The 24,274-nt window shown below is 69.5% G+C and carries 27 protein-coding genes, 4 tRNA genes and 1 pseudogene; 15 read left to right on the top strand and 17 right to left on the bottom strand.

From position 1 onward, the window contains the following. Positions 1-41: 41 nt before the first annotated feature. The 5 genes and pseudogenes from KBO27_RS34890 to KBO27_RS33125 all read right to left on the bottom strand — a co-directional run bounded on the left by KBO27_RS34890 (position 42) and on the right by KBO27_RS33125 (position 2,182). A complete protein-coding gene (locus KBO27_RS34890; RefSeq protein WP_372448898.1) occupies positions 42-362 on the bottom strand; it encodes a nucleotidyl transferase AbiEii/AbiGii toxin family protein in 321 nt (106 codons plus the stop codon). 188 nt (positions 363-550) lie between these two features. Next, positions 551-811 (bottom strand): annotated as a pseudogene (locus tag KBO27_RS34885) (nucleotidyl transferase AbiEii/AbiGii toxin family protein); the annotation flags it as partial. A 2-nt stretch (positions 812-813) separates the two neighbouring features. After that, the gene (locus KBO27_RS33135; protein ID WP_210973794.1) at positions 814-1,443 is read right to left on the bottom strand and encodes a type IV toxin-antitoxin system AbiEi family antitoxin domain-containing protein; all 630 of its coding nucleotides are present in this window, start codon (positions 1,441-1,443) and stop codon (positions 814-816) included. A 175-nt stretch (positions 1,444-1,618) separates the two neighbouring features. Next, positions 1,619-1,703 (bottom strand) — tRNA-Ser (locus KBO27_RS33130). Between the two features lie 50 nt (positions 1,704-1,753). Then, positions 1,754-2,182 carry a MarR family winged helix-turn-helix transcriptional regulator gene (locus KBO27_RS33125; protein ID WP_210973797.1) on the bottom strand — a complete coding sequence of 143 codons (429 nt, stop codon included), beginning with the start codon at positions 2,180-2,182 and terminating at the stop codon, positions 1,754-1,756. Between the two features lie 167 nt (positions 2,183-2,349). Between KBO27_RS33125 and KBO27_RS33120 the strand changes: the two genes are divergently transcribed. The 4 genes from KBO27_RS33120 to KBO27_RS33105 all read left to right on the top strand — a co-directional run bounded on the left by KBO27_RS33120 (position 2,350) and on the right by KBO27_RS33105 (position 5,620). Further along, a complete protein-coding gene (locus KBO27_RS33120) occupies positions 2,350-3,321 on the top strand; it encodes an ABC transporter ATP-binding protein (protein ID WP_210973793.1) in 972 nt (323 codons plus the stop codon). Further along, positions 3,318-4,088 carry an ABC transporter permease gene (locus KBO27_RS33115; protein WP_210973792.1) on the top strand — a complete coding sequence of 257 codons (771 nt, stop codon included), beginning with the start codon at positions 3,318-3,320 and terminating at the stop codon, positions 4,086-4,088. Before KBO27_RS33120 ends, KBO27_RS33115 begins: the two co-directional genes overlap by 4 nt. 267 nt (positions 4,089-4,355) lie before the next feature. After that, positions 4,356-5,165 (top strand): L,D-transpeptidase family protein, encoded by an 810-nt coding sequence (locus KBO27_RS33110; RefSeq protein ID WP_246538819.1) that lies wholly within the window; start codon positions 4,356-4,358, stop codon positions 5,163-5,165. A 50-nt stretch (positions 5,166-5,215) separates the two neighbouring features. Continuing rightward, a complete protein-coding gene (locus KBO27_RS33105) occupies positions 5,216-5,620 on the top strand; it encodes a hypothetical protein (protein WP_210973791.1) in 405 nt (134 codons plus the stop codon). 234 nt (positions 5,621-5,854) lie between these two features. Here the strand turns inward: KBO27_RS33105 and hisC are convergent, their stop codons facing one another. Next, positions 5,855-6,907 (bottom strand): histidinol-phosphate transaminase, encoded by a 1,053-nt coding sequence (hisC, locus tag KBO27_RS33100; RefSeq protein ID WP_210973790.1) that lies wholly within the window; start codon positions 6,905-6,907, stop codon positions 5,855-5,857. Between the two features lie 197 nt (positions 6,908-7,104). Between hisC and KBO27_RS33095 the strand changes: the two genes are divergently transcribed. The 4 genes from KBO27_RS33095 to KBO27_RS33080 all read left to right on the top strand — a co-directional run bounded on the left by KBO27_RS33095 (position 7,105) and on the right by KBO27_RS33080 (position 10,118). Further along, complete coding sequence (locus tag KBO27_RS33095) at positions 7,105-7,791, top strand: dienelactone hydrolase family protein (RefSeq protein ID WP_210973789.1); 687 nt, start codon at positions 7,105-7,107, stop codon at positions 7,789-7,791. 66 nt (positions 7,792-7,857) lie between these two features. Continuing rightward, positions 7,858-9,834 (top strand): acetoacetate--CoA ligase, encoded by a 1,977-nt coding sequence (locus tag KBO27_RS33090; protein WP_210973788.1) that lies wholly within the window; start codon positions 7,858-7,860, stop codon positions 9,832-9,834. An 81-nt stretch (positions 9,835-9,915) separates the two neighbouring features. Next, positions 9,916-10,005 (top strand) — tRNA-Ser (locus tag KBO27_RS33085). Between the two features lie 40 nt (positions 10,006-10,045). Beyond that, positions 10,046-10,118: transfer RNA gene (locus tag KBO27_RS33080), tRNA-Arg, on the top strand. A 65-nt stretch (positions 10,119-10,183) separates the two neighbouring features. Here KBO27_RS33080 and KBO27_RS33075 read toward each other — a convergent pair. The 3 genes from KBO27_RS33075 to KBO27_RS33065 all read right to left on the bottom strand — a co-directional run bounded on the left by KBO27_RS33075 (position 10,184) and on the right by KBO27_RS33065 (position 11,998). Next, positions 10,184-10,471 carry a putative quinol monooxygenase gene (locus KBO27_RS33075; RefSeq protein WP_210973787.1) on the bottom strand — a complete coding sequence of 96 codons (288 nt, stop codon included), beginning with the start codon at positions 10,469-10,471 and terminating at the stop codon, positions 10,184-10,186. Positions 10,472-10,542: 71 nt separating this feature from the next. Beyond that, a complete protein-coding gene (locus KBO27_RS33070; protein ID WP_210973786.1) occupies positions 10,543-11,076 on the bottom strand; it encodes a DinB family protein in 534 nt (177 codons plus the stop codon). Positions 11,077-11,116: 40 nt separating this feature from the next. After that, positions 11,117-11,998, bottom strand: a complete 882-nt coding sequence (locus KBO27_RS33065; protein ID WP_210973785.1) for a LysR family transcriptional regulator — start codon at positions 11,996-11,998, stop codon at positions 11,117-11,119. 83 nt (positions 11,999-12,081) lie between these two features. Here KBO27_RS33065 and KBO27_RS33060 point away from each other — a divergent pair, with 83 nt between their 5' ends. Then, a complete protein-coding gene (locus KBO27_RS33060; RefSeq protein ID WP_210973784.1) occupies positions 12,082-12,927 on the top strand; it encodes a PhzF family phenazine biosynthesis isomerase in 846 nt (281 codons plus the stop codon). A 75-nt stretch (positions 12,928-13,002) separates the two neighbouring features. Here KBO27_RS33060 and KBO27_RS33055 read toward each other — a convergent pair whose 3' ends face one another. Further along, a complete protein-coding gene (locus KBO27_RS33055; protein ID WP_210973783.1) occupies positions 13,003-13,182 on the bottom strand; it encodes a hypothetical protein in 180 nt (59 codons plus the stop codon). A 75-nt stretch (positions 13,183-13,257) separates the two neighbouring features. Between KBO27_RS33055 and KBO27_RS33050 the strand changes: the two genes are divergently transcribed. Further along, positions 13,258-13,464 carry an SDR family oxidoreductase gene (locus tag KBO27_RS33050; RefSeq protein ID WP_210973782.1) on the top strand — a complete coding sequence of 69 codons (207 nt, stop codon included), beginning with the start codon at positions 13,258-13,260 and terminating at the stop codon, positions 13,462-13,464. 146 nt (positions 13,465-13,610) lie between these two features. Here KBO27_RS33050 and KBO27_RS33045 read toward each other — a convergent pair whose 3' ends face one another. Then, entirely contained in the window at positions 13,611-14,861 is a 1,251-nt protein-coding gene (locus KBO27_RS33045; RefSeq protein WP_210973781.1) for an MFS transporter, read from the bottom strand. Positions 14,862-14,931: 70 nt separating this feature from the next. On the opposite strand from KBO27_RS33045, the gene KBO27_RS33040 reads away from it, so the two are divergent. Continuing rightward, the gene (locus tag KBO27_RS33040; protein ID WP_210973780.1) at positions 14,932-15,909 is read left to right on the top strand and encodes a GlxA family transcriptional regulator; all 978 of its coding nucleotides are present in this window, start codon (positions 14,932-14,934) and stop codon (positions 15,907-15,909) included. Positions 15,910-15,960: 51 nt separating this feature from the next. Here KBO27_RS33040 and KBO27_RS33035 read toward each other — a convergent pair whose 3' ends face one another. From KBO27_RS33035 to KBO27_RS33025, 3 genes are all read right to left on the bottom strand, one after another. Then, positions 15,961-16,170, bottom strand: coding sequence for a hypothetical protein (locus KBO27_RS33035; protein WP_210973779.1), 210 nt, complete (start codon positions 16,168-16,170; stop codon positions 15,961-15,963). 327 nt (positions 16,171-16,497) lie between these two features. Further along, the gene (locus KBO27_RS33030; protein ID WP_210973778.1) at positions 16,498-17,667 is read right to left on the bottom strand and encodes a cytochrome P450; all 1,170 of its coding nucleotides are present in this window, start codon (positions 17,665-17,667) and stop codon (positions 16,498-16,500) included. Between the two features lie 23 nt (positions 17,668-17,690). After that, the gene (locus KBO27_RS33025) at positions 17,691-18,374 is read right to left on the bottom strand and encodes a TetR/AcrR family transcriptional regulator (protein ID WP_210973777.1); all 684 of its coding nucleotides are present in this window, start codon (positions 18,372-18,374) and stop codon (positions 17,691-17,693) included. Between the two features lie 211 nt (positions 18,375-18,585). Here KBO27_RS33025 and KBO27_RS33020 point away from each other — a divergent pair, with 211 nt between their 5' ends. Further along, entirely contained in the window at positions 18,586-18,786 is a 201-nt protein-coding gene (locus KBO27_RS33020; RefSeq protein WP_210973776.1) for an antitoxin, read from the top strand. Positions 18,787-19,120: 334 nt separating this feature from the next. On the opposite strand, the gene KBO27_RS33015 is transcribed toward KBO27_RS33020, so the two are convergent. After that, complete coding sequence (locus KBO27_RS33015; RefSeq protein WP_210973775.1) at positions 19,121-20,092, bottom strand: prephenate dehydrogenase; 972 nt, start codon at positions 20,090-20,092, stop codon at positions 19,121-19,123. Positions 20,093-20,214: 122 nt separating this feature from the next. On the opposite strand from KBO27_RS33015, the gene KBO27_RS33010 reads away from it, so the two are divergent. From KBO27_RS33010 to KBO27_RS33000, 3 genes are all read left to right on the top strand, one after another. After that, positions 20,215-20,703 (top strand): tRNA adenosine deaminase-associated protein, encoded by a 489-nt coding sequence (locus tag KBO27_RS33010; protein WP_210973774.1) that lies wholly within the window; start codon positions 20,215-20,217, stop codon positions 20,701-20,703. After that, entirely contained in the window at positions 20,700-21,191 is a 492-nt protein-coding gene (locus KBO27_RS33005) for a nucleoside deaminase (protein WP_210973773.1), read from the top strand. Before KBO27_RS33010 ends, KBO27_RS33005 begins: the two co-directional genes overlap by 4 nt. 108 nt (positions 21,192-21,299) lie before the next feature. Next, positions 21,300-21,384 (top strand) — tRNA-Ser (locus tag KBO27_RS33000). A 204-nt stretch (positions 21,385-21,588) separates the two neighbouring features. On the opposite strand, the gene KBO27_RS32995 is transcribed toward KBO27_RS33000, so the two are convergent. Both KBO27_RS32995 and KBO27_RS32990 read right to left on the bottom strand, forming a co-directional pair. Further along, positions 21,589-22,950 (bottom strand): FAD-binding oxidoreductase, encoded by a 1,362-nt coding sequence (locus tag KBO27_RS32995; RefSeq protein WP_246538818.1) that lies wholly within the window; start codon positions 22,948-22,950, stop codon positions 21,589-21,591. Positions 22,951-23,245: 295 nt separating this feature from the next. Beyond that, complete coding sequence (locus KBO27_RS32990) at positions 23,246-23,785, bottom strand: RICIN domain-containing protein (RefSeq protein WP_210973771.1); 540 nt, start codon at positions 23,783-23,785, stop codon at positions 23,246-23,248. Between the last annotated feature and the right edge of the window lie 489 nt (positions 23,786-24,274).

Raw genomic sequence — 24,274 nt, 5'->3', positions numbered from 1 at the left:
GTCCTCGTCGTCATCCTGCGATGCTGTCGTGTCGCCGTCGGTCACGATGATCCCCTTCCAGCCGAAAGCGGACGCTTCCAGCCTGTCGGATCACCGCCCCACACACAAAGATCAGGACACTCCCGCCTGGTTTGCCCGGCTAGCTCGCTTTCCCAGACAACTTCGTCGGGATGTGTGCTGAATTGCTTGGTTGTTGGCGGTTTGTTGGTCGGACCGTTCTTTCGGAAGAGTTCCGCAGCGGTGGCGTTGAGCGCGCCGATCTCGGAAAGCAGCCAGAGATCGTAGAGGTCGCGTGCGGCACGGCGGTCGACCCACGCGGCTGTCTTCCACGCTGCGAACGATTCGAGGGTGGGAACACGCAAAGTCGCGGGTGGCGCATCTGAGTAGCGCTGGACCAGCTGTCGCCTTTGGGTGGGCCAGGCCGGGTAGCCGGTCGGTTGAGCAGTTGCAACCGGACGGTGGCGCCGTTCGGATCTACGAGGACCGCAGGTTCGACGTCACGAACCGCCGTCAGTGGTGGGTGCCAGGTGAGTCCCGGGTATTCGCGGCGTACGCCCCGGATGAGTGAGCCTTCGATCTTTTCTGCGGTCGCGCCACGATGGGTGAGGGCGATGAGATCGATGTCCTCGGACAGGCGGCCTTCCGGAATGAAGGTTCGGGACAGCGCGGTGCCGCCGAAGAACAGCACCTCGTCGGCGAAGTGGTGGCTGAGTACCGCCAAGATATGAGAGATCAGATGGTCGCGGCGGACCTGATCTCGAGCAACGCCGAATTGTGCGGCGACCGCGTGCTCTTCGTCGGGATCCAGCATGGTCAATTGCCTTTGAGGGCTCGGTGGAGGGGCTTGCGCCGGCGTTGTGCGGCGGCGAGTTCGTGAAGCAGCTCCTGATCGGCGCGGGGGAGCAGCGCCTGAACTGCGTTGCGGGCTTCCACGGGGAGACCGCCGAGTTCGGGTCGGGCGGCGAGGTCGAGGATAGTTTGTTCCGGGGTGGTCACCCAGCCTTGACCTAGCTCGTCGGTGTGTCGTTGGAGATCCAGCACCGTGGTGTCTCGGCGGACGAAATGGATGGTTGCCGTGCGGTCAAGGAGGTGCAGAGTCCTTCGGTGGCGAGTAGCCGCGACGACCGCTACCGCGATTCCGCGCGGGATCGCGCCGTGGACTCGGGCAGCCGACAAGCCCATGAGTGCGACCGTGTCGACGCCCTCATCGGCTGCGGCGATGCCAAGCGCGGCGGTTTCGAGCGGGGGCATCCAGCTTCGGTGCAGTTGGTCGTCCGGTACCGCGGCGTAGTAGCCGTTTGTGAGACGGTGCAGCGCTCCGGCGCGGGTGAGGCGAGCGATCTCCGGACGAGGGTGGGCGTAGAGACCGGCGAGGTCGCGGGGTCGGAGCACGCGAAGCGGACGTCTGAGGAGCTCGGGAGCAACACGGGCTGGAACTTGCATCGATCGGCACCTCCGTAGGCTCTAAGCCTACGCTCGTGCCAGTGAAGCTCGCCTGAGCTCACTTCCACAGACGTGATCTGCACTGACGTCGCCTGCGAAGCGAGTGGCGAACGAGACGAAAACAGGACCCGGCGGGAAATATCCCGCCGGGTCCTGTTTGTGCTGGTCAGATGAGCGGAAGCGGCGGGATTCGAACCCGCGGTCGGTCTCCCGACGCTCGCTTTCAAGGCGAGTGCATTCGGCCTCTCTGCCACGCTTCCACGCCGCAGCGTAGCCAACTGCGGGTGGTCGGCCTACAGCCGGTCCGGGGTCATTCGAGGCTGCGGAGGTGCTCGGTGAGGCGGCTGAAGATCGCCGCGAGGGTTTTCTGCTCGTCGGCGTCGAGCAGGTCGATCATGTGGTCGCGGACGCCCTGGACGTGGGACGGGGCGGCTTCGCGCAGCTTGGCCAGGCCCTGCTCGGTGAGGACCGCGAGCACGCCTCGGCCGTCTTGCGGGCACTCCTGGCGGCGGACCAGGCCCTCGCTCTCCATCCTGCGGATCTGGTGGGACATGCGGCTCTTGGAATGCGCGATGCCGTTCGCCAGCTCGCTCATCCGCATCTGCATGTCCGGCGCCTCCGACAGCGAGACGAGGATCTCGTAGTCGGCGATGGACAGGCCGTGCGCGACCTGCAGTTCTCGGTTGAGCCGATGCTCCAGCAGGGCGCTGCCCACGATGTAGGCGCGCCACGCCGTCATCTCCGTGTCGCCCAGCCAGGGGGTCAGCTGCTCGGTCGCCTCACTCACCCGGTCAGGTTACCGAGCTCTGCGGGGACGCGTGTCCAGGTCGGAAACCTCCGGTTGAAAGTGGAGTGCCCGACCTCCGGTTCTCGGGGCTAGCATCGAGTCCGAACCAGGGGGTCGATGTGTCGGTCGCGGTCGAGGTCAGCGAGCTGGTCAAGCGCTATCCCAAGAGCCGCGCCAACGCGGTCGACGGGCTGTCCTTCCAGGTGCGCGCGGGCGAGGTCTTCGGACTGCTCGGCCCCAACGGTGCGGGCAAGACCACCACCGTCGGCATCCTCACCACCAGGGTCCAGCCGACCAGCGGGCGAGCGGTGGTCGCCGGCGTGGACGTCGCCGCGAACCCGGTGGCCGCGCGCAGCAAGGTCGCCGTCGTGCCGCAGCGGGTGAACCTGGACCGCTCGCTGAACTCGCGGCAGAACCTGATCTGGCACGCCACCTACCACGGGGTTCCGCGCGCCGAACGGCATCGGCTGGCCGACGAGCTGCTGGACCGGATGGGCCTGGCGGACAAGGCCAAGGCCCGCGTCGACGACCTCTCCGGCGGTCAGGCGCAGCGGTTGATGATCGCCCGGGCGCTGATCCACGAACCCGAGGTGCTGTTCCTCGACGAACCCTCCACCGGGCTGGACCCGCAGGCCCGGTTGTTCGTCCACGACCGCATCAACGACCTGCGTGACCAGGGCGTCACGGTGGTGCTGACCACGCACGACATGGACGAGGCCGAGAAGCTCTCCGACCGCGTCGGCGTCGTCGACCACGGCACGCTGCTGACCCTCGACACGCCGGAAGCCCTGATCCGCTCGCTGCCCGGCAGCGGAACCCTCGACGCCACGGTGTCGCCCGACGGTCGGCACCCGGACAAGATCACCGACCTGCTCGCCGAGGTCCGCGGCGTGCACCGGGTCGAGCGGATCAGCGCCGACGATGCCGCTGAGCTGCGGCTCCGGCTCTACGTCGGGTCCGAGCCTGCCGCACTGCTCGGCCCGATCGCGCAGACCCTGCACGAGCAGCGCATTCCGGTCAGCGACCTGTCGCTGGGCTCGGCGACGCTGGAGGACGTCTTCATCGACCTGACCGGGCGGGAGTTGCGATGAGCTCGGTCCGCGCTTTCCTCGCCGTGCTCGGGCGGGACGTCTTCGTCACCGGCCGAGAGCTGCCGAGCTTCCTCGCGCAGGTGCTGGTGCAGCCGGTGGCGCTGCTGTTCATCTTCGGCAAGGTCCTCGGCGAGCTCGGCTACACCCAGCCCGGCTACGCGCAGGTGCTGCTGCCCGGCATGATCGTGCTCAACGCTTTCCTGGTGGCGCTGCAGAACACCTCGTTCCCGCTGGTCCTGGACTTCTCGTACTCGCGGGAGATCGAGGACCGGCTGCTGGCGCCGCTGCCGATCAGCTGGGTGGCGGTGGAGAAGATGCTCTTCGGCGCGCTGCGGGGGCTGTTCGCGGCGGTGCTGATGGTGCCGATGGGCGTGTGGATGCTCGGCCGGATCGACTGGGACCTGCGCGGTCTGCCGTTCGCGCTGCTGTGCATGGTGCTGGGGTCGGCGGCGGGCGCCGCCGTCGGGCTGACGGTGGGTGCGGCGGTGCCGCCGAGGCGCATCAACATCATGTTCGCGGTGATCCTGGCGCCGCTGATGTTCACCGGTGCGACCCAGTTCCCGTGGGCGCAGCTGGAACACCTGCGCTGGTTCCAGGTGCTGTGCGCGATCAACCCGTTGACCTACGTCAGCGAGGGCATGCGCGGCGCCCTGCTGCCGGAGATACCGCACATGGCCCCGTGGGTGTGCGTGCTGGCGCTGCTGTTCGCGACGACCTTGTTCGGCGCGTTGGGGATCAAGTTCTTCCTGCGCCGCGCTCTCGACTAAAAGTCGTCGCTCGAACGAGGTAAAAGATCCACACCATCAGGTGATCACTGCTCGGTAACGAGGCACCGGTGGCTCGTCGGAATACCTGTTTTTGCTGATCAGAGGCTGAATTCTGCTCGCGGCCGCTGCGCGGGCCGGTGCGGTGGTGCTGGAACGCCCGGATAACTTCCCGTCGGCATGTGATCTCTCCGATCAGCTGACCACCTCCGGGCGCCCCAAGGCGTTTCGGCCCGGAGGACCGCAGCGCCAACGGGCCAGGAGCCGATGATGAGCCTACGTCGCACAGCCGGACGCACCGCACGGGTGGCGCGGTCGCTGACGGCTGCCTCGCTGGGCTTGGCATGCCTCGCGATGACCGGGTGCGCGGCGGAGGGCACCGCGCCGGTGGAACGGCCTCCCTACGCCATGGCCAGGGCCGACCTGGGCATGCAGGCCGACGCCACCACGTTCACCGAGTTCCCCACCGCCCCAACCGATCCCGCCCCAGGTGGGCTGACCGAGGGGGTCGTGCTGCGGGTGCAGGCCGACGTGGCTGTGCACCAGTCGCCCGGCGGTCCGGTGATCGCGAAGCTGCCCGCCAAGCAGCTGAACAACCCCACGTGGGTGCCGGTGATCGCCGAGCAGGGCCGGTGGGCCCAGGTCCTGCTGCCCTCCCGGCCCAACGGCGCCACCGGCTGGGTGCTGGAGGACGACCAGGTCGAACGCGCCCGCACGCCCTACGTGGTCGACGTCGAGATCGACGCGCGGCGGCTGACCGTGCGCCGGGACGGCGCCGTCATCGGCGAGTGGGTGGTCGGCGTCGGGGCGGCGGAGTCGCCGACGCCGCGCGGCCGGACGTACATCATGGCCGCGATCGAGGAAACGGTCACCAAGTTCAGCCCGATCATCCTGCCGCTGGGCATCCACTCCAACACCTTCAGCACGTACGGAGGCGGGCCGGGCACGGTCGCGCTGCACGGCTGGCCGGACCCCTCGGTCTTCGGCCAGGCCAGCAGTGACGGCTGCGTCCGCGTCCCCGACGACGCGCTGCGCCTGCTGGCAAAGCTGCCACTGGGCACGCTCGTCCACCTGCGGTGACTTCGCCGCGGGTGGAATTCCCCACCAGGAAAAGGAAGAGGAAGCGATCTATGCGCAAGACTGCTTACTTGGCGGGCGCGCTGGCCATGGGCACCGCGAGCATGGTCATCGGCGGCGCTCAGGCGTTCGCCGACAGCACCGACAACGACGGCGTCAACGTCGGCAACGACAACAACCTGAGCGTGCTGCCGATCCAGCTGTGCGGCAACAACATCGCCATCCTCGGCGCGGTCGTGCCGGTCGCGTCCCCGCAGAACGTGGTGTGCGCGGCGAACGCTCCGATCGTGGAGGGCCCGAGCGAGCCCCCGGCGGAGGAGCCCACGGAGCCGCCGACCGAAGAGCCCACCGAGCCGCCCGCCGTGCAGCCGCCGCACCAGGTCTCGCCCGGCGAGGAGTCGCTGCCCGAGGCCCCGGCGCCCGTCGCGGTGCAGGGCCACCACGCGGTGACCGGCTGAAGTCCACCCGGATGGATGGGGCGGCCACCTGAACGGGTGGACCCCTGTCGCTTTTGTAGCGGCTGGCCCGGCCCGCCACTACATTCCGGTGCTGCGTAGATCGCTACGCGTCACAAGTGCGGTCGTTTCGGCTCAAGCGACCGCATCCGCAGCGGTGGTGGTCGGCGAAGTACTCCCCCTCTCTTCGCCGACCACCACCGTTGTTCTCCCTCGCGGGAGTGCCGTTGATGAGCCTCAGCCGCCGAAGGACTTGGCGGCGGCCAGGAACGCGTCGTTCTCGTGGGTCTGGCCGATGGTCACCCGGGCGCCTTCGCCGACGAACGCCCGCACCACGACCCGGTTCTCCAGGCAGTGCTCGTTGAACGCGGTGGTGCGCTCGCCGAGCGGGAGCCACACGAAGTTCGCCTGCGTCTCCGGGACCTCGTAGCCCATCGCGACCAGCTCGCGGTGCACCCGGCCGCGCTCGGCGATCACGTCGGCGCAGCGCCTTCGGAGCTCGTCCTGGGCTTGCAGGGACGCGATCGCGGCGGTCTGGGCGAGAGCGTTGACGCTGAAGGGGATCGTGACCTTGCGCAGCGCCTCGGCGACCTTCACCGGAGCGATCGCGTAACCGGCGCGCAGCCCGGCCAGGCCGTAGGCCTTCGAGAAGGTCCGCATCGACACGACGTTGTCGCGAACCCGGGTGATCTCCACGCCATCCGGCGCTTCCGGGGCGTCGACGAACTCGAAGTACGCCTCGTCGAGCACCACCAGGACGTCGCCGGGCACGCGGTCGAGGAAGGCGTTCAGCTCGGCCTCGCGCAGCAGGGTGCCGGTCGGGTTGTTCGGCGTGCACACGAACATCAGCCGCGTCGCCGGGGTGATCGCCGCCAGCATCGCTTCGAGGTCCAGGGCGTGCTCACCGGTCAGCGGCACCTTCACCTGCCGGGCCCCGACGACCTGCGTGATGATCGGGTACGCCTCGAACGACCGCCACGGGAAGATGACCTCGTCCTCGGCGGTGCAGGTCGCCTGGACCAGCTGCTCGCACAGCGCGACGGAGCCGCAGCCGACCGCGATCTGCTCGGGCGCGACGTCGTAGTGCGCGGCCAGCGCCTCGGTCAGCGCGCTCACCCCCATGTCGGGGTAGCGGTGGACCTCGGTCGCGGCCTGGTTGATCGCGGTCACCGCGCTGGGCAGCGGCCCCTCGGAGACCTCGTTGCTGGCCAGCTTGATCGAACCGGGAACGGTCCGGCCCGCCACGTAGGGCGGCAACTGCTCCAGGTCGGCACGGGTGCGCACGCTCATCGACATCTCCTACCTCGGTCCGTCAACCAGGACGTTAGTACGACGGCCCCGGCTCCCACACCACCACTGTCCGCTTCCCGCCTCGGTGAAGCGGACAGCCGGGCGCCGATCACGATGAGGTGCTCTTCGATCGGGTGTTGGTCCGTATGGATGACCGTGTTGCTCGATGTTTACCTACCTGTGGTTACCTGCCGGACATGATCCAAACCCGTACCGAGACGATCGCGCTCACCGACGGAACGGGCCTGCGGCTGACCGTCGCCGAGCCCGACAACGTGGTGCGCGGGGGCCTCGTCTTCCTGCACGAGGCGCGCGGAATCACGGAGCGGGTGCGCAAGCTCTGCAGCCTCCTGGCCCAGGAGGGCTGGCTCACGGTGGCCCCGCACCTGTACCACCGCGACGGCACCGACGAGCTCGCCGAGGACCAGTGCGAGCACGAGCAGGTGCGCAAGCTCTCGGGCGAGTCGATCCTCGCCGACTCCGACGCCGCCTTCCTCTGGCTGTCCGACCAGGGAGTTCCCGCCGACCGGCAGGGGATCGTGGGCTTCGACATCGGTGGTTCGGCGGCTCTGGTGGTCGCGTCCAACCGCACGCTCGGCGCCGCGGTGAGCGTCGGCGGCAGCGGCATCCTCGAACCGCTGTCGGCGGAACTGCCGCCGCTGGTGGACGTCGCCGGCGAGCTGGCGTGCCCGTGGCTGGGTCTCTACGGCGACGACGTCGAGGCCGGTGAGGTCGACAAGCTCCGCGAGATCACCGACGCCGCCGAGGTCGTCACCGACGTCGTCCGCTACCCGGGCGCAGGTCACCGCTTCGACCTCGACGCGGACGCCGCCGCTGAGGCGCTGCGCCGCGCGCGCAACTGGTTCGACCTGCACCTTCGCTGAGGCGGTGCGCGCCGGGGTGATGTTCGCCCTGGCAGGGAGGGCCTGCGGTGGGTTAGGAAGTAGCCCATGACGACCGCACCGGAGCTGTTGTGGGAACCGAGTCCGGAACGGGTGGCCGCCAGCCGGATGGCCGCCTTCCGCGCTTGGCTGCGCGATGAACGCGGACTCGACGTGTCGGACTACCGCGCCCTGTGGGAGTGGTCGGTGGCCGACCTGCCCGGCTTCTGGTCGGCGATCGCGGAGTTCTTCGACGTCACCTTCCACGAGCGCGCCGACGAGGTGCTGGCCGAGGAGGTCATGCCGGGCGCCCGCTGGTTCCCGGGTGCGACGCTGAACTACGCCGAGCACGCGCTGCGCGACGGCGAGGGCAAGGGCGACGCGGACCTCGCGGTGGTCTTCGTGCGCGAGGACGGGCGCAGCGAGGAGATCAGCTACGGCGAGCTGCGCAACCGGGTCGCCGCGGCCCGCTCCGCGCTCGCCGAGCTGGGCGTCGGTGCGGGCGACCGGGTCGCCGCGCTGGCCCCGAACAGCCCGGAGACGCTGGTGGCCTTCCTGGCCAGCGCGAGCCTGGGGGCGACGTGGTCGTCGTGCTCGCCGGACTTCGGCGCCCGCGCCGTGGCCGACCGCTTCGTGCAGATCGAGCCGAAGGTCCTCATCGCCGTCGACGGCTACTGCTACGGCGGTCGCCGCTTCGACGTCCGCGAGACCGTCGACCAGCTGCGCTCGGAGATGCCCGGCCTGGCCGCGACCGTGCTGATCGACTACCTCGGCGAGGAGCACCGGCTGCCGGGCGCGCTGGACTGGTCGGAGCTGCTGGCCGACCACCGGGGCGCGGCGCTGGAGTTCACGCCGGTGCCGTTCGACCACCCGCTGTGGATCTTGTACTCGTCGGGCACGACGGGACTGCCGAAGGGCATCGTGCACGGGCACGGCGGCATGGTGCTGGAGCACCTCAAGGCCATCGGCCTGCACTGCGACCTGGGCCCGGGGGACCGGTTCTTCTGGTTCACCACCACCGGCTGGATGATGTGGAACTTCCTGATCGGCGGCCTGCTGACCGGGACCACGCTGGTGCTCTTCGACGGCAGTCCCGGCTACCCGTCGCTGTCGGCGCTGTGGGAGCTGGCGGCCCGGTACCGGGTGAACTTCTTCGGCACGTCGGCCCCGTACATCCAGAGCTGCCTGAAGCGCGAGCTGCGCCCCAAGGACGACTTCGACCTCTCGGCGCTGCGCGCAGTCGGCTCGACGGGCGCTCCGCTGACCACCGACGGTTTCCGCTGGGTCGTCGACGCGGTGGGCGCGGACGTGCAGATCGCCAGCGTGTCCGGCGGCACGGACCTGTGCACGGCGTTCGTCGGCGCGAGCCCGGACGTCCCGGTGTGGCTGGGCGAGATCTCCTGCCCGCTGCTGGGCGCGGCGGCTGCCTCCTACGACGAGTACGGCGAGGAGCTGCACGAGGAGGTCGGCGAGCTGGTGCTGACCAAGCCGATGCCGACGATGCCGGTGTTCTTCTGGAACGACCCGGACGGGAGCCGGCTGCGCGAGTCCTACTTCGACACGTTCCCGGGCGTGTGGCGGCACGGCGACTGGGTCCGGATGACCGACCGGGGCTCGCTGGTGATCTACGGCCGGAGTGATTCGACTCTCAACCGCGGCGGCATCCGGATGGGCACCGCCGAGTTCTACCGCGTGGTGGAGGGCTTCGAGCAGATCGCCGACTCCCTGGTGATCGACACCTCCGGTGCCGGCGAAACCGACGGCGAACTCCTGTGCTTCCTGGTCCTGGCCGAGGGAGTGGAGCTCCAGGACGTCATCGGCGAGCTGAAGGCCGCGCTGCGCACCGAGCTCTCACCGCGCCACGTGCCGAACCGCTTCATCGTCGTCGACGAGGTCCCGCGCACCTTGAACGGCAAGAAGCTGGAGGTTCCGGTGAAGAAGATCCTCGCCGGCACCCCGCCGGAGCGGGCCGTGAGCCGCGACGCCCTCCGGAACCCGGCATCGCTGGATCCGTTTGTGCAGCTCAGCAACACTGCGAGGGAGTGAACGGAGGATTAAGGGACCCCCCCTGTTCGAGGGCGCTGAGGGAGTGTGTAAAGTTTTCTCCGGTGGCCGCGAAGGACGCCGGGAGGCTTCGCCTAGTCTGGTCTATGGCGCCGCACTGCTAATGCGGTTGGGGGTTACGCCCCCTCCCGGGTTCAAATCCCGGAGCCTCCGCAAGGGCCCCACCCTAGGGTGGGACCCGACAATTGAACAAGCGCCCGTAGCTCAACGGATAGAGCATCTGACTACGGATCAGAAGGTTTGGGGTTCGAATCCCTACGGGCGCACGTCTGGTCGAGACAGCAGAAACCCCCAGTTACCTGGGGGTTTCTTGCTGTCCGGGGGTGTGTGGTCAGAACGGTGGTCGGGTGGTGGCGATTTCGTACGCCGTGACGTTCACCTCTCGCATCTCGACGCCGGTGTCGGGGGCGTCAGCTCGTCGGCGCCAGGCTTCGATGGCGTCCCAGGACTCCCAGCGCTCGTAGTTGTTCACCCGGCCCGGGGTCACCGGGTCGGCGGTGATCGCGACGTCGAGGCATCCGGGGGCCTTGCGGGCGCGTTCGACGAGGTCGCGGTGCGCTTCGACGAACGCGTCCCGCGCGTCCTCGTCGACGGTCAGGTGGCCGGCGATGATCCACATCTTCGCTCCAGGTTGAACCGAACAGGTTCCTGGAGTGACCGATCCGCGGCCCGGAAATCATCGGTCGGAGGTCAGGAGGCTTCCCGTGCGCGTTGGAGGATGCGCAGGGCGCCGATCTCGGCGACGTTCTTGGTGAGCTCGACGTTGACCCAGCCGGCCACGTCGCCGAGGGTCATGCCTGCGCCCCAGGGGAGTTGGGCGGTCGGGTCCGTGGAGTCGAGGTCGGGGTCGGTCATGCCGACCAGGCGTTCCCGCCACCGGTCGTGGAGGTCGCGCAGCCACCCCACCGCGTCGCGCGCGTTGCCGGGCCAGTGCTTCACGGCGCGCATCGCCTGAGCGTCCCCGTCGAGGCATTCCAGCACGGTCGACCACCAGTACCCGATGTGCCAGGTGATCCAGCCGATCGTGACCGCGGGAACCGGATCCGGTTCCGTCTCGGCGAAATCGGCGATCCAGTTGCCGTTCTCGTCGGGCCGGACCGTCCAGTGGTGATCGGCGGGCGCCCACAGGCACTGCGCGTCGCTGAGCCCCTCGGCGTGGTGCTCGAACAGCGCCCACGTGATGTCGAGCTGGCGGAGCAGCAGTTCAACCCTCGCGACCGGCATGCCCGGATGCTCCCACCGCCAGCGGATCGGCGCGATCGTATTACCGGTCGGTGCGGAAGGACTCGGCGATGGTCCGGGTGATCGCGTCGACCGCCGGGGACCGCCACCTCCGCTCGTCGAGCACGAAGGCCAGCGGTGCGTCGGGACGCGCGTGGGGGAGGGCTCGCAGGCGGTGGCTCCGGAGGGCGTCGGCGCACGCCACCTCCGGCAGGACCGAGAGGCCGAGGCCGGCTTCGGCGCACGAGCGAGCGGCTTCAATGCTGCCGAACCGCGTGATCCACGGTCGGATCGGGCTGTGCCGTTCGAGTTCGCGCACGAACTCGTCGCTGTAGCCGCACCCCTCTTCGAGCAGGAAGTAGGAGTGCTCGGCCAGTGCCGGCCAGGTCATCTCCTCGCGGGTGCTCGGATGGTCCGGGGCGGCGACCAGCTCGATCGGCTCGGCCCCGATGGGCAGCAGGCTGAGCGGTCGCGGAGCCGCCGCGCGGTCGAGGATCAGCCCGAGCCCGAAGCGTCCTTCCAACACCCCCTGGAACGTCTCGCGGGTTCCGGCGGGGATGAGGTGGACCGCGAGCCCGGGGTGCTCCCGTCGCAGCGCCGCCACGGCCTTCGGGAGGCGGTAGGCGCAGACCGACTCGGGCGCGCCGACGACGACCTCGCCGGCAGGCTCCGTGGAAGCGGTGTTCTCGATGAGCCTGCGCTCGGCGTCGAGGACGGTGCGGGCGTGGTCCACGGCGCGGTGACCGGCGTCGGTGAGCCGGGCGCCGTCGGGAAGGCGGTCGAGCAGGCGGGCGCCGAGGGCCTTCTCCAGCGCTTTGATCCTGCTGGTCACCGTCGACTGGACCAGGTTCAGCTCCGCTGCGGCGGCCGTGAAGCTCTCGTGACGCGCCACCGCGAGGAACGTGCGCAGCAGATCGGTGTCCACGCCCCAAGGGTATCGACTGGCTCGATCAGGGCCATCGAAATCCATCGTTTGAACGAATGGGGGAGCTGGTGGACAGTGGACGCATGGCTGACATTCACCGCTACGCCGCGTTCACCTCGACCCCCACCGGCGGCAATCCGGCCGGCGTCGTGCTGGACGCGAGGGGTCTGGACGAGACCCGGATGCAGCAGATCGCCGCCGAAGTCGGCTACTCGGAGACCGCGTTCGCCTTCCCCACCGGGCCCCGGCGCTTCGACTTGCGCTTCTTCAGCCCGCTCGCCGAGGTCGCCTTCTGCGGGCACGCCACCGTCGCCACCGCGGTCGCGCTCGCCGAGCGCACCACGACCGGCGACCTCCACTTCGACACCCCGGCGGGCGAGATCGCGATCAGCACCGGCACCGACTCCTCCGGTGCCGTCCGAGCGAGCCTGCGCAGCGTCGCCACGACCAGCCGCGCCGCCGCCGACGTCGAGGTCCGCGACGCTCTGAAAGCGCTGCGGTGGAACGACGACGACCTCGACGGCGCCCTCCCGCCGCACGTCGCCTTCGGCGGAAACGAGCACCTGGTCCTGGCCGTGCGCACCCGAGAACGCCTGGCGGACTTGGACTACGACTTCGACGCGCTCACAACCCTGATGCTGGAGCGGAACTGGACCACGCTGCAGCTGGTGTGGCGGCAGGACGACGAGGTCTTCCACTCCCGCAACCCGTTCCCGGTCGGCGGTGTGGTGGAGGATGCGGCCACCGGTGCCGCGGCCGCCGCCCTCGGCGGTTACCTGCGCACCCTCGGCCACGCGACCGAACCCCGCCGCTTCACGGTGATCCAGGGCGAGGACATGGGGCGCCCGAGCCGCATCACCGTCGACGTCAGCCCCGACGACCCCCGCGTGACCGTGACCGGGGGAGCGGTTCCGATCCCGGTGGGCTGAGCCGGGTTCAGGGGCGGTCGCGTAGGCACCGAAGGCGGAGACCTCCGAGTTCAGGAGGTCTCCGCGTCGGCGCGATCAGTTGTCGCCGTCCTCCTGCTCCTCGCCGCCGTCCTCTTGCTGCTGCTGGTCGCCGTCCTGCTGCTCCTGCTGGTCCTCCTGCTGCGGGGGCTGGGCGAAGTCGCAGCCGGCGGTCGCGCCGAGCGCGAGGACGGCGCCGGCGACGGCGGTGACGATCCGGATTTTCGAGTTGCGCATAACTGGACGATACGGGCGACCGCGACGATTCGTCATGCCACTCGCCGAACCGGGGTCGCGGAGGAGCCGACCGCCATGCCCGAAATCCGCCAGCGGGAGGTGAGCACCACGCGGGACGACGTGATGGACCGGCTGCTGCCCGAGATGATGTCGATCTCCAGCGGCCGGATCAGCGAACCGGAGGAGATCGCCGACCTCGTCGCCTTCCTGGCCTCACCCCGCGCGGCGAACATCACCGGCGCCGACCACATCATCGACGGAGGCATGAACAAAATCACCTGACCACGACGGCGAAGATCGGCTCCTCACGAGCTTCCGAGGGCCGATCCACTGAAGGAGAGCGGTGGCAGCACCGCTGGCAATCCTCGGCAAGCTCCTGAGGAGCCGATGCCTGCACTGTGATCCGGCTTCGGAAACCCGGTCGAGCTTCAGCGTGCGCACGTCGTTCGGGCGGGGGTTTTCGCGGGGTGGGGGATTGGGGGGATTCGGGTGGCGAGGAGTGCTGCCGCGAGGCACAAGGCGCCGGTGGCCGGCCAGAGGAGGACGTAGGTGCCGGTGAGGTCTCGGGCGAGGCCGCCGAGGAGCGCCAGGGCTCCGGCGCCGAGCTGGTGGGCGACGCTGATCCAGCCGAAGGCGATCGGGCCGTCGGCGCCGTAGAGCTCCCGGCACAGGGCGATGGTCGGCGGGACCGTGGCCACGTCGAGCAGGCCGAACACCACCACGAACGCGAGCATCCCCGGCTGCACGGAAGGACCGAACAGGCCGGGCAGCAGCATCAGCGAGACGCCGCGGAGCGCGTAGTAGGCGGTCAGCAGCAGGCGCGGGTTCACGCGGTCGGTGAGCCAGCCGGAGCCGACCGTGCCGAGCACGTTGACCACGCCGATGACCGCCAGCAGCGAGGACGCGACGCCGGTCGGCATCCCGTGGTCGTGGGCGGCCGGGGTGAAGTGGGTCCACATGATCCCGTTGGTCGACGCACCGCAGACCGCGAAAGTGCTTGCCAGCAGCCAGAACGCGCCGCTGCGCAGCGGGAGGGCGCGCACCGCGCGGGTCACCGACGCGGGCGCGGACGGCGGTTCCGGGTGCGTCGCGCCGTAGGGGAGCAGGCCGACGTCGGCGGGGCGGTCCCGCAGCACGGCCCAGGCGAGCGGGGTGACCAGCAGCGCGACCGCGACCAGCGCGCCGGTGGCCGCGTGCCAGTCGAAGTCGACCAGCAGCGAGAACACCGGCAGCAGCGCGAACTGGCCGAACACCGTGGCGGCGGTGAGCACGCCCGCCACCAGGCCCCGCCTGGCGGCGAACCAGCGGTCCGCCACCAGCGCGGCGAACGTCGTGGCCAGCGCGCCGCAGCCGGTGCCGACGAGCACGCCCCAGCCCAGCACGAACTGCCACGGCGCGGTCATCGCGGTCGTCAGGCCCGCGCCCGAGGCGATCAGCAGCAGGGCGGCGGTGACCACCCGGCGCATGCCGAAGCGGTCCATCGCGGCGGCGCCGAACGGCGCGGTCAGCCCGTACAGCACCAGGTTGACCGAGGCGGCCGCGCTGATCGTGCCGTGCGGCCAGCCGAATTCGTGGTGCAGCGGTGTCACCAGCAGTCCGGCGGTCGTGGCGCAGGCGCCGGCTCCGATGATCACCAGGGCGGTCACCGCGGCGACCCACCATGCTCGATGAACAGACATGTCCCCACCCTGCGATCCGGTGGTGCTCACGACGAGTGGCCTGATGGCCAACATGTGAAAGGATCAGGCCATGTCCACTCGGGTGGCGGTGCTGGTCCGCGACGGCGTGATGCCGATGGAGCTCGGCCTGGTCCACCAGCTGTTCGGCAGCGCCCGCTCGGCGACCGGCGAACCGCTGTACGAGGTCGTGACCTGCGCGATCGTGCCCGGCGTGATCCGCACCGACGCGGACTTCCCGATCCACGTCGAGCGCGGCCCTGACGCGCTGGCCTGCGCGGACACGGTCGTCCTTCCCGCCAGCCACGAGCCGGACGAGACCGAGGCGGAGGGGCGGTTGCCGTCCGCGCTGGCCGCCGCGCTCGCGCGGATCCCCGACGGAGCCCGGATCGCGTCGATCTGCACGGGCTCGTTCGTGCTGGCTGCGGCCAGGTTGCTCGACGGCAGGCGGGCGACCACGCACTGGAAGTCCTGCGATCACTTCCGCCGGCTGTTCCCGCAGGTCGAGCTGGTGCCGGACGTGCTCTACACCGACGAGGGCAACGTGCTGACCTCGGCGGGGGAGGCGTCGGGCATCGACCTGTGCTTGCACCTGATCCGCCGCGACCACGGCTCTGCGGTGGCCAACGAGGTCGCGCGCACCACCGTCGTTCCGCCGCATCGGGAGGGCGGCCAGGCGCAGTACATCCGCCGGCCCGTTCCGCAACCGCGGATCTCGACGACCTCGCGGGCGCGCGCGTGGGCGCTCGAACACCTCGACCGGCCGCTCACGCTGCGCGAACTCGCCGCGCAGGACTCGCTGAGCGTGCGCACCTTCACCCGGCGATTCCGCGAAGAAGTCGGCATTTCTCCGGTGCAGTGGATTACCAGGCAGCGCATCGAACGCGCAAGACAACTGCTGGAGGAAACCGACCATCCGGTCGAAAAAATTGCAGGCGATTCAGGATTCGGAACTTCAGCGTCGCTGAGGCAGCACCTGCAAAGCGAACTGGGTGTTTCGCCGAGCGCTTACCGCGCGACATTCCGCGGTGCACCGGCATCGGACGCGTAGAAGCGAGGCCCCGCCGGGTGTGGCCGGCGGGGCCTCGGTCTCCGAACGGGGTCAGCCAATGATGCCCGCGTTGATGATCGACGTGTCGTTGTCGTTCACGGTGGTGTCGATGTCCCACCAGTTGCAGGCGAAGTGGTGGCACTTGTCGTGGTGGCCTCCCCCGCGAGCCTCCATTTCACCTGCGGAGGCCAGACCGGCTCCGGCGAAGGCGAGGGGCAGGATGAACGCGCCGACCACAATGGGGCGAACCAGCGAGCGCATAATTGACTTCCTTCCAATTCGGCTTACCCAGTTCGATTTCTGGATCAGGCTGACCCGAAATCGGGCAATTCAATGTCTACCTGTCGTGACCCCGTTGCGCATATTCACCACAGGAGGCTTCACCGGAAAGTGTCGACGCTGCGTGAGGTTGCTTGTGGCAACTGATTTCATCCGACAAAGGGGTGACATTCCAGCCTTGTCACATTGCGTGCAGGAATTGGATCCGAAAGTGTGGTTTGGGTGCGATCCCCACCAGTGAGTCCGATTCGGATCTGGCACCAGCCGTAGAGCGCTCCCCGGACGGTGGGGTTCAGCATTGCGGTGCGTTCACAGCAGCAGCGGCAGCCTGCGGACGCCGGTCATGTTCGGGCTCGGCAGGAACTCCGGCGCGTCGTCGGGGTCGGTGCGCAGCTGCGGGAAGCGGTCCAGCAGCAGGTTCAGGGCGACCTTGCCCTCCAGCCGGGCCAGCGGAGCGCCCAAGCAGAAGTGGATGCCGCGACCGAAGCCCAGCTGCGGGTTCGGGTCGCGCGTCACGTCGAAGGCGTTCGGGTCGGCGAACTGCCGGGGATCGCGGTTGGCCGCGGCGATCCACAGCAGCAGCATCTGATCGGCCGGGATGCGCACCCCGCCGAGCTCGGTCTCCTCGGTGGTCACCCGCGACACCGCCGCGAACGGGCTGAGGAACCGCAGCGATTCCTCGATCGCCGCCGGAACCCTCGACCGATCGGCCCGCACCACCGCGAACTGGTCCGGGTGCGCATCCAGGCACAGCAGCGTGTTCCCGAGCAGCATCGTGGTGGTGATGTGCCCGGCCACCAGCAGCACCATGCCGAAGTTGGTGATCTCGGCGTCGGTGAGCCGGACGCCGTCCACCTCGGCCTCGACCAGCTTGCTCAGCAGGTCTTCGCGGGGCTTGGCGCGGCGTTCGCGGACGTGCTCGGTCAGGTAGTTGGCGAGCTCGCCGACCTGCTCCATGGCCGAGGCGAAGTACGCCTCGTCCTCGGGCGAGCGGTCCTTGATCGAGATCTTGTTGGTGGAGTTGAACATCCCGTCGACCCACCGCTTGAACTTGTCGCGGTCGCCGGCGGGGACCCCGAGCAGCTCGGCGATGACGATCACCGGCAGCGGGTAGGCCAGGTCGGCCACCAGCTCGGCGCGATCCTGCATCTGACCCATCAGCTCGACGGCGATCCTCGGCTCCAGGTCGGCCACGACCTTCGGGGTGAAGGCGTGGCTGACCAGCTTCCGGAGCTTCTGGTGGTCCGGCGGGTCCAGCTGCGTCAGGTTGCCCTCGGAGAACCCGCTCGCCTCCGGGACCAGTCGCTGGGTGTTGGAGGAGAAGGTCGCCGGGTCGCTGAGCGCCCGCAGGATCTCCGGATATCCGTGGACCTCCCACATCCCGGTCGCGTCGTCGTAGCCGACCTCGCGGTCCGGCCGTTGGCCGCGGAGCCAGAACTGCGCGGCGTTGATCCCCCAGGTGTCGGCCAGTGCGGTCATGTCGTGCCCCCAATCGCGGCCGGTCAGCCGCGTTGCTGTGGTGTGTAGATCCACTCCCGGAACTGCGCGTTGAGCTCGTCGAAGAGGTTCCCGATCTCGTCGGCGACGGTCGCCAGCGACTCGGGATCGGGGTCGCCCGCCGGCTCGAACGCGTTCCGGATGGTGTGTTCCAGCGCCCGCGCCTTGGCCTCGTCGTCGAGGGCGGCGAACTCCGGGTTGATGTTGTCGGTGAGGTGGAAGCCGGTCGCGGTGGCGACGACGGCCATGTAGACGTCCGGCACGTCGTCGCGCAGCAACCGGTGCTTGAAGATCAGCTCGCGGTAGCGGTCGCCGAAGCGCTGGGACTGCCCCTGGTGCGCGGACCGCTTCATGCTGCCCAGCAGCTCGGTGTCGCCGGTGACGAGCGCCTTCATCAGCGGATCGCGCATGGCGGCCAGGAAGCTGCGGGCGAAGAACCGGTGCGGCAGGACCTCGGTCGGATCGGCCCGGAACGCCTCCACCAGGCCGTTGAGCACGCCGATCGACTCCCGCATGATCAGCGCCTCGAACAGCTGCTCCTTGGTGCGCCAGTGCAGGTAGACGGTGCCCTTGCCGATCCCGGCGCGGCGGGCGATGTCGTCGATGGTGACCTTGCGGTAGCCCAGCCGGACCATCAGCTCGGCGGCCGCGTCGAGGATGCGGTCCGCCCGGTCGGTGGGCTGCGCCATTCGGCTACCTCCGTGACTCGTTGACCAGAATTGCTAATCCGGTCATCAGGTCACTTCACGCTAGACCCGTGGTCGAGCGCGCGCAAGGGTCACCTGGACGAGTTAATGGCCCTGCCTCAGCGGGTGTTGCGTCGAGCAGGAACCGACGATCGGGCTTAGCTTCGCCCGTGGACCTCAACGATGCTTTCCACGAAGCACGGGAAGGAGCACCATGGGCTTCGGAGACTTCAAGGACAAGCTGCAGAACCTCGGTCAGGAGCACGGCGACAAGGTCGAGCAGGGCATGGACAAGGCCGGTGACGCGGCCAAGAACAAGTTCGGCCACGAGGACCAGGTCGACCAGGCCGTGGAGAAGGGCAAGGGCTTCGTCGGCGGAGACCAGGAAGAGCCCCCGCCGCCGCCCGGCCAGTAGGACAACTCGAAGCATCGGCGCTGCGGCCCAGGCTGGCGGCGGGACCAGGCGAGAGCCGTCCCGACCAGTGGTCGGAGCGCACCATAGAAGAGGTCGCCCCCACGCACAGGGCGACCTCTTCTTCGTGCGTATGAATCCGGTGGTCCTCTGCCTGGCGGTGCGGGTGGCGGAACCTGAGCGCCTTCGTGGACTCCGTGCGCCGCTCCTTGAGTATTCGAATACGCGGCGTCCCGGCGAACTCGCCACGAAGGCGCTGGCGAACCCGCGGCGGTGCCGGTTGCTCAGGTGGGGTACTGAGAAAGCACCTCCGGCGCTTGCCTGACGGTTCTCGGTTTTAAGCCACGGGTACTTGGGTTGTTGCTTGGTCTTCTTCGATGGCTGTTACTCGGCCGCCGAGTTCGCCGAGGTCTCGGAGGCGGGCCAGGGCTTCTGGGCGGAGGCGGACCGTCGAGGTCGTCGTGCCCTCGCCGGTGGCCAGGGCGTCGAGGCGCTTCCGGGCTTCGTGACCCGAGTCCAGTGTGGACTTGAGGCCGCCGGTGGAGGCGAGGGAACCGCGGGTGGCGCCCAAGCGGCCCAGGGCGTCGTCCACGGCGTCGAGCAGGGCGGCCTTGTTGCCCTCGGTCATGGCGCGCACCAGCTCGGGGTTGCTGCCCGCGACCCGGGTCCCGTCCCGGAACGAGCCCGCCGCCAGCGACAGCGCGAGCGGGCCGCCGTCCGCGCCGACCGTGGCGAGGATCGCCGCGAACAGGTGCGGGAGGTGGGAGATGCGGGCCACCGAGTCGTCGTGCGCCGCGGCGCCGGTCGGGACCACGTGGGCGCCGCAGTCCAGCGCCAGCTGGGCGGCCTCGCGCCACGCGTCGATCGTGGTGGCCTCCTCGATGGTCACCGCCCAGGCCGCGCCTTGGAACAGCTCCGCCGAGCCGGCCGCGAAGCCCGAGGCCGAAGTTCCCGCCATCGGGTGGCCGCCGGCGTAGCGGGCGTTCGGCACGAGCCTGCGGACCTCGAAGTCGACCGGGTCCTTCACGCTGACCACGTCGGTGAGCCAGGCGCCCGGGTGGATCTCGGCGATCGTGCGCAGCACCTCGCGCAGCGCGGTCAGCGGCACCGCGACCACCACCAGCGCGTCCTCCTGCTTGGCCCGGCGCAGCGCGGCATCGGTTTCGAGCACCTCGAAACCGTCGTCGCGGGCTGCTGCGGCATCCGCCTCCGACGCGGTGGCACCCCACGCGGGGCGCCCGGCGCCGGACGCGGCCCGCAGCACGGATCCGCCGATGAGTCCCAGTCCGATCACGCACACGGCACGCATCCGTCCATCCTGCCCGACGGAGCCGCATCGCACGCACCCGGTTGAGCGCTTTCCGTCCCCTGATGGATACGACAATCGCAATAGTGCTTTCGGGTGGCCTTCGTACGCTTTACGGTGTCTCCATGACGGTGCAGGAGCCGGTCGCAGGCTTCGCCGTCGCCGTGGTCCGGGAAGACGGGCGGTGGCGGTGCAGCGCGATGGACAACTCGGTGCTGACCGGCCTGGACGCCTCGATCACGGCGTTGCGCGAGCTGCGTTCCACCGGCGCGGTGTTCGGAATGTGCAATGTGGACGACGAGTTCTTCGTGCTGATCCGGCCGGTCCCGGGGGGTGTGGACCTGCTGCTGTCCGATGCCGCTGCGGCGCTGGACTACGACATCGCCGCGGACGTGCTGGACCTGCTGCGCGTGGACGCTCCGGATGAGGACGACGAGGAGGTGTGGCCGGAGGGCAACCTCGCGGTCCTGTCCGACCTGGGGCTTCCCGAGGGCGAGCTGCTGGTCATCATCGAGGAGGTCGACCTCTACCCGGACGAGCAGCTGGAGATGATCGCCCAGCGCTGCGGGTTCGGTGAGGACTTCTCGAAGCTGTTGGAGAACATGTACCGGTGAACACCACCGAGGCCCGCGCCGGCGACGTCGAGCTGGTGCGGGCCGCGCTGCGGGTGGCCGCCGACGCGCCGTCCACGGGCGACGTGCCCATCGGCGCCGTCGTCGCCGATGCCGAGGGCCGGGTGCTGGCCGAGGCCTGCAACCGGCGCGAAGCCCACGGAGACCCCACCGCGCACGCCGAGGTCCTCGCCCTGCGCGCCGCCGCCCGGGCCCACGGCGACGGCTGGCGGCTGGAGGGCTGCACCCTCGCGGTCACCGTCGAACCGTGCACGATGTGCGCTGGAGCGCTGGTCCTGTCCCGCGTGGCCAGGGTCGTCTTCGGCGTGTGGGAGCCGCGGACCGGGGCCGTCGGCTCGCTCTGGGACGTCGTCCGCGACAACCGCCTCAACCACCGCCCGGAGGTCGTCGGCGGCGTCCTCGCCGACGAGTCGGCAGCCCTCCTGGAGTCCTTCTTCGCCACCCACCGCAACACCCCTCCCGGGGGCTGAGGCCCGCGTCCGGAGTCGCACCCCCGATGGCCAGGGGAGACGAATCCGGAGCGCGCCGGGCCCACCCCCTGTGCGGGGCCTGAGGGGGCGGCCGGTAGCCTTATCGGCGGTAGCGTGTCCGAGCGGCCTAAGGAGCGCGCCTCGAAAGCGCGTGTGGTGAGAGCCACCGTGGGTTCGAATCCCACCGCTACCGCTCGCAAGGGCCGGTCCCCTCGGGGCCGGCCCTTCTGCATGTCCGGACCTGTGCCGCTCACCGCCGACTACGACATCGTGCACGTCAACGCCGAGTTCCCCGGCCAGATCAGCGACCACGACCCGCAGGTCGTCCGGCTCCGCGCCGCGGGATGACCTGAGGGGTGGCGGGGTTCCAGCCGGAAACCTCGCCACTGCGGGGGGGTCAGGGCACGATGTTCTGGTTCAGCCGGAAGAGGTTGTGCGGGTCGTAGCGGCGCTTGGTCTCGGCCAGGCGGTCGTAGTTCTCGCGGTAGTTCGCCTTGACCCGGTTCTGGTCGTCGGCGGCCATGAAGTTGACGTAGCCGCCTTCTTCGGAGTGCGGAGCGGTCGCGGCGTAGTAGTCGCGCACCCAGCTGATGTTCGCCTCGTTGTCGGTGGGGTCCGGCCACATGCCCGCGATGACGGTCGCGAAGCTCGCGTCCCGGTAGGCGAAGGCCGTCTCGCCGGGTGCGACGCGGTGGCATGCGCCGTTGATCGGGTAGATGTGCACGGTCGAGTTCACCACCGGAACCTGAGGTCCGTGCTGGAGGTGCGCGGCGATCATCTCGTCGCTGAGCTCGGTGGCGAAGTTGGCCTTCCAGTAGTGCTGCAGGCCTGGCGGGACCAGTGCGTCGAAGGCGGCGTTGAGCGCGGGGTAGGGCATCGGGCCGACGTGTTCGGCGGCCACGGGCGCCAGGTCGCGCAGCGCGGCCACGGCCGCCGGTCCTTCCTCGACCGGCCCCGACCAGCAGGTCACCACCGCGATGTGCGGGACGCCGTGCCGCTGCTCGGGGATGAACGGCAGCGGCGGGGCGATCTGGAAGGCCGGGAACGCGCCGAGCTGCTCGGGCGCGTCGGCGATCAGGTCGCGGAAGCCGCGCAGCACGTCCGCCGCGTGTTCCAGGTCGAAGAAGATCGGCCCGCCGTAGATCTCGCTCACCGGGCTGAGCCGGTACTCGAACGACGTCACCGCGCCGAAGTTGCCGCCTCCGCCGCGAAGCGCCCACAGCAGGTCGGTGTTGCGCTGCTCGTCGGCCACCACGACGTCTCCGGAGGCCAGCACGACGTCGGCGGAGATGAGGTTGTCGCAGGACAGGCCGAGCCCCCGCGCCAGGTACCCGATCCCGCCGCCGAGGGTGAGCCCGCCGATCCCGGTGGTGGAGATGATGCCGCCGGTGGTCGCCAGCCCGTAGGCGTGCGTGGCCGCGTTGAAGTCGCCCCAGGTCGCGCCGCCCTCCGCGCGCGCGGTCCGGCGCTCGCCGTCGACGCGCACGCCGCGCATCCCGGACAGGTCGGCGACCACGCCGCCCTCGCAGGTGCCGAAGCCGGGCACGCTGTGACCGCCGCCGCGCACCGCCAGGTCGACGCCGTTCTGCCGCGCGAAGGTGACCGCGGCCCGCACGTCCCCGGCGTTGGCGCAGCGCACCACGGCGGCGGGGTGCAGGTCGATCATCGCGTTGTGGACGCGCCGGGCTGCCTCGTAGCCGGCGTCCGGTGGTGTGATCACCGGCCCGCGGACCTGTTCCCGCAGTTGTTCGATCGTCATGCCCACGACAGCCGCCCCCGCTCCGCTCCTGCGCGTTCGCCTCGATCGCACCGTGCGACACCTGCGGCGCGCTGCACAGAGACGTTCGGCCTGGAAGGGGGAGAAAAATGAGAAAGAGCCCCGGACCAGCTGGTCCGGGGCTCTTCGCGAGCGGAGGATACGGGATTCGAACCCGTGAGGGCTATCAACCCAAGCCGAGTTCCCCGACCAGATCAGCGACCACGACCCGCAGGTCGTCCGCCTCAGCGCCGAGTGATCCTCGGCGCGGAGCGATGTGCGATTGCTGATCCCGGGCTCACGGTGCGGTGTGCTGGGGGATGACCTGCCACTGGCTGCCGTGGCCTCCCGCGCAGTCCTTGATCACCAGGGGAGACCCGGGCTTCGTGGTCGCCGGGGACAGGCAGCGCTGGTCGCTGACGGCATTGCGGATCCGGACGGTGTCGGGCCTGTCCCCGCGCTCCACCTTCCACAGCTGGTTGTCCGCGCGAGAGTCGTTGCAGTGAGCGACCTGGACCTCGGTGCCATGAGGTCGCGAGCCGTGCCCCGAAAGTTCCAGGCAGATCTCGGTGTCCCTGTTCCTGGTTCGGGCGAACATCGTCGAGCTGTCCGGGCCCGCCATGTTCCAGAGCTGCGCGGAACTCGCGGCACCGTTGCACGGCAACTGCTTGACGAGGCCGTAGTCCCCCGGCACGGCAGCGCAGAAGTCGGATTCGAGGCTGCGGAGCTGAACAGGTTCTTCCATCGGGCTCCCGGTCAGCTGGTCATCGGTACCGGCGGGCGGTGGGGCCTCGGGACCGGAGTTCAGCAGATAACCGATGAGGACCGTGGCCCCCACCGCCCCGAGTAAGCGCCACGGCCAGCGCCGACGGGGGGAGTGGACGGCGTTGATCGTGATGCCGCCGGAAACATGGCCCGCCTGCACCAGGTACTCGGCCTGGCCTTCGTGACGGTTCGACGTGGATGGGCCACTGGTGTGTTTCGGGTCTTGCAGCACGGGAGTGTGGTTCCTCTTCGTGAGGCTCGACGGTGCGGGTGAAGATCCGCGAGTGGAACCGGTATAGCAGAGCAACGGGTGTGTTCCCCGTGGTTCGGTGACAGGCACTCGATCGGAGGTACGGCCGGAACGCCCGTGCGCACGCCGATGACCCGTGGAAATGAGAAAGAGCCCCGGACCAGCTGGTCCGGGGCTCTTCGCGAGCGGAGGATACGGGATTCGAACCCGTGAGGGCTATTAACCCAACACGATTTCCAATTCCGATGGCGCGAGTGCCAGGGGGTAGCTGAACGTGCCTTTTGCCTGGTCAGTGGCACTACGGCAACATCA

It is taken from the genome of Saccharopolyspora endophytica (genome assembly GCF_018070075.1).
GTDB lineage: Bacteria > Actinomycetota > Actinomycetes > Mycobacteriales > Pseudonocardiaceae > Saccharopolyspora > Saccharopolyspora endophytica.
This window is presented reverse-complemented; position numbering and strand designations above follow the sequence as displayed.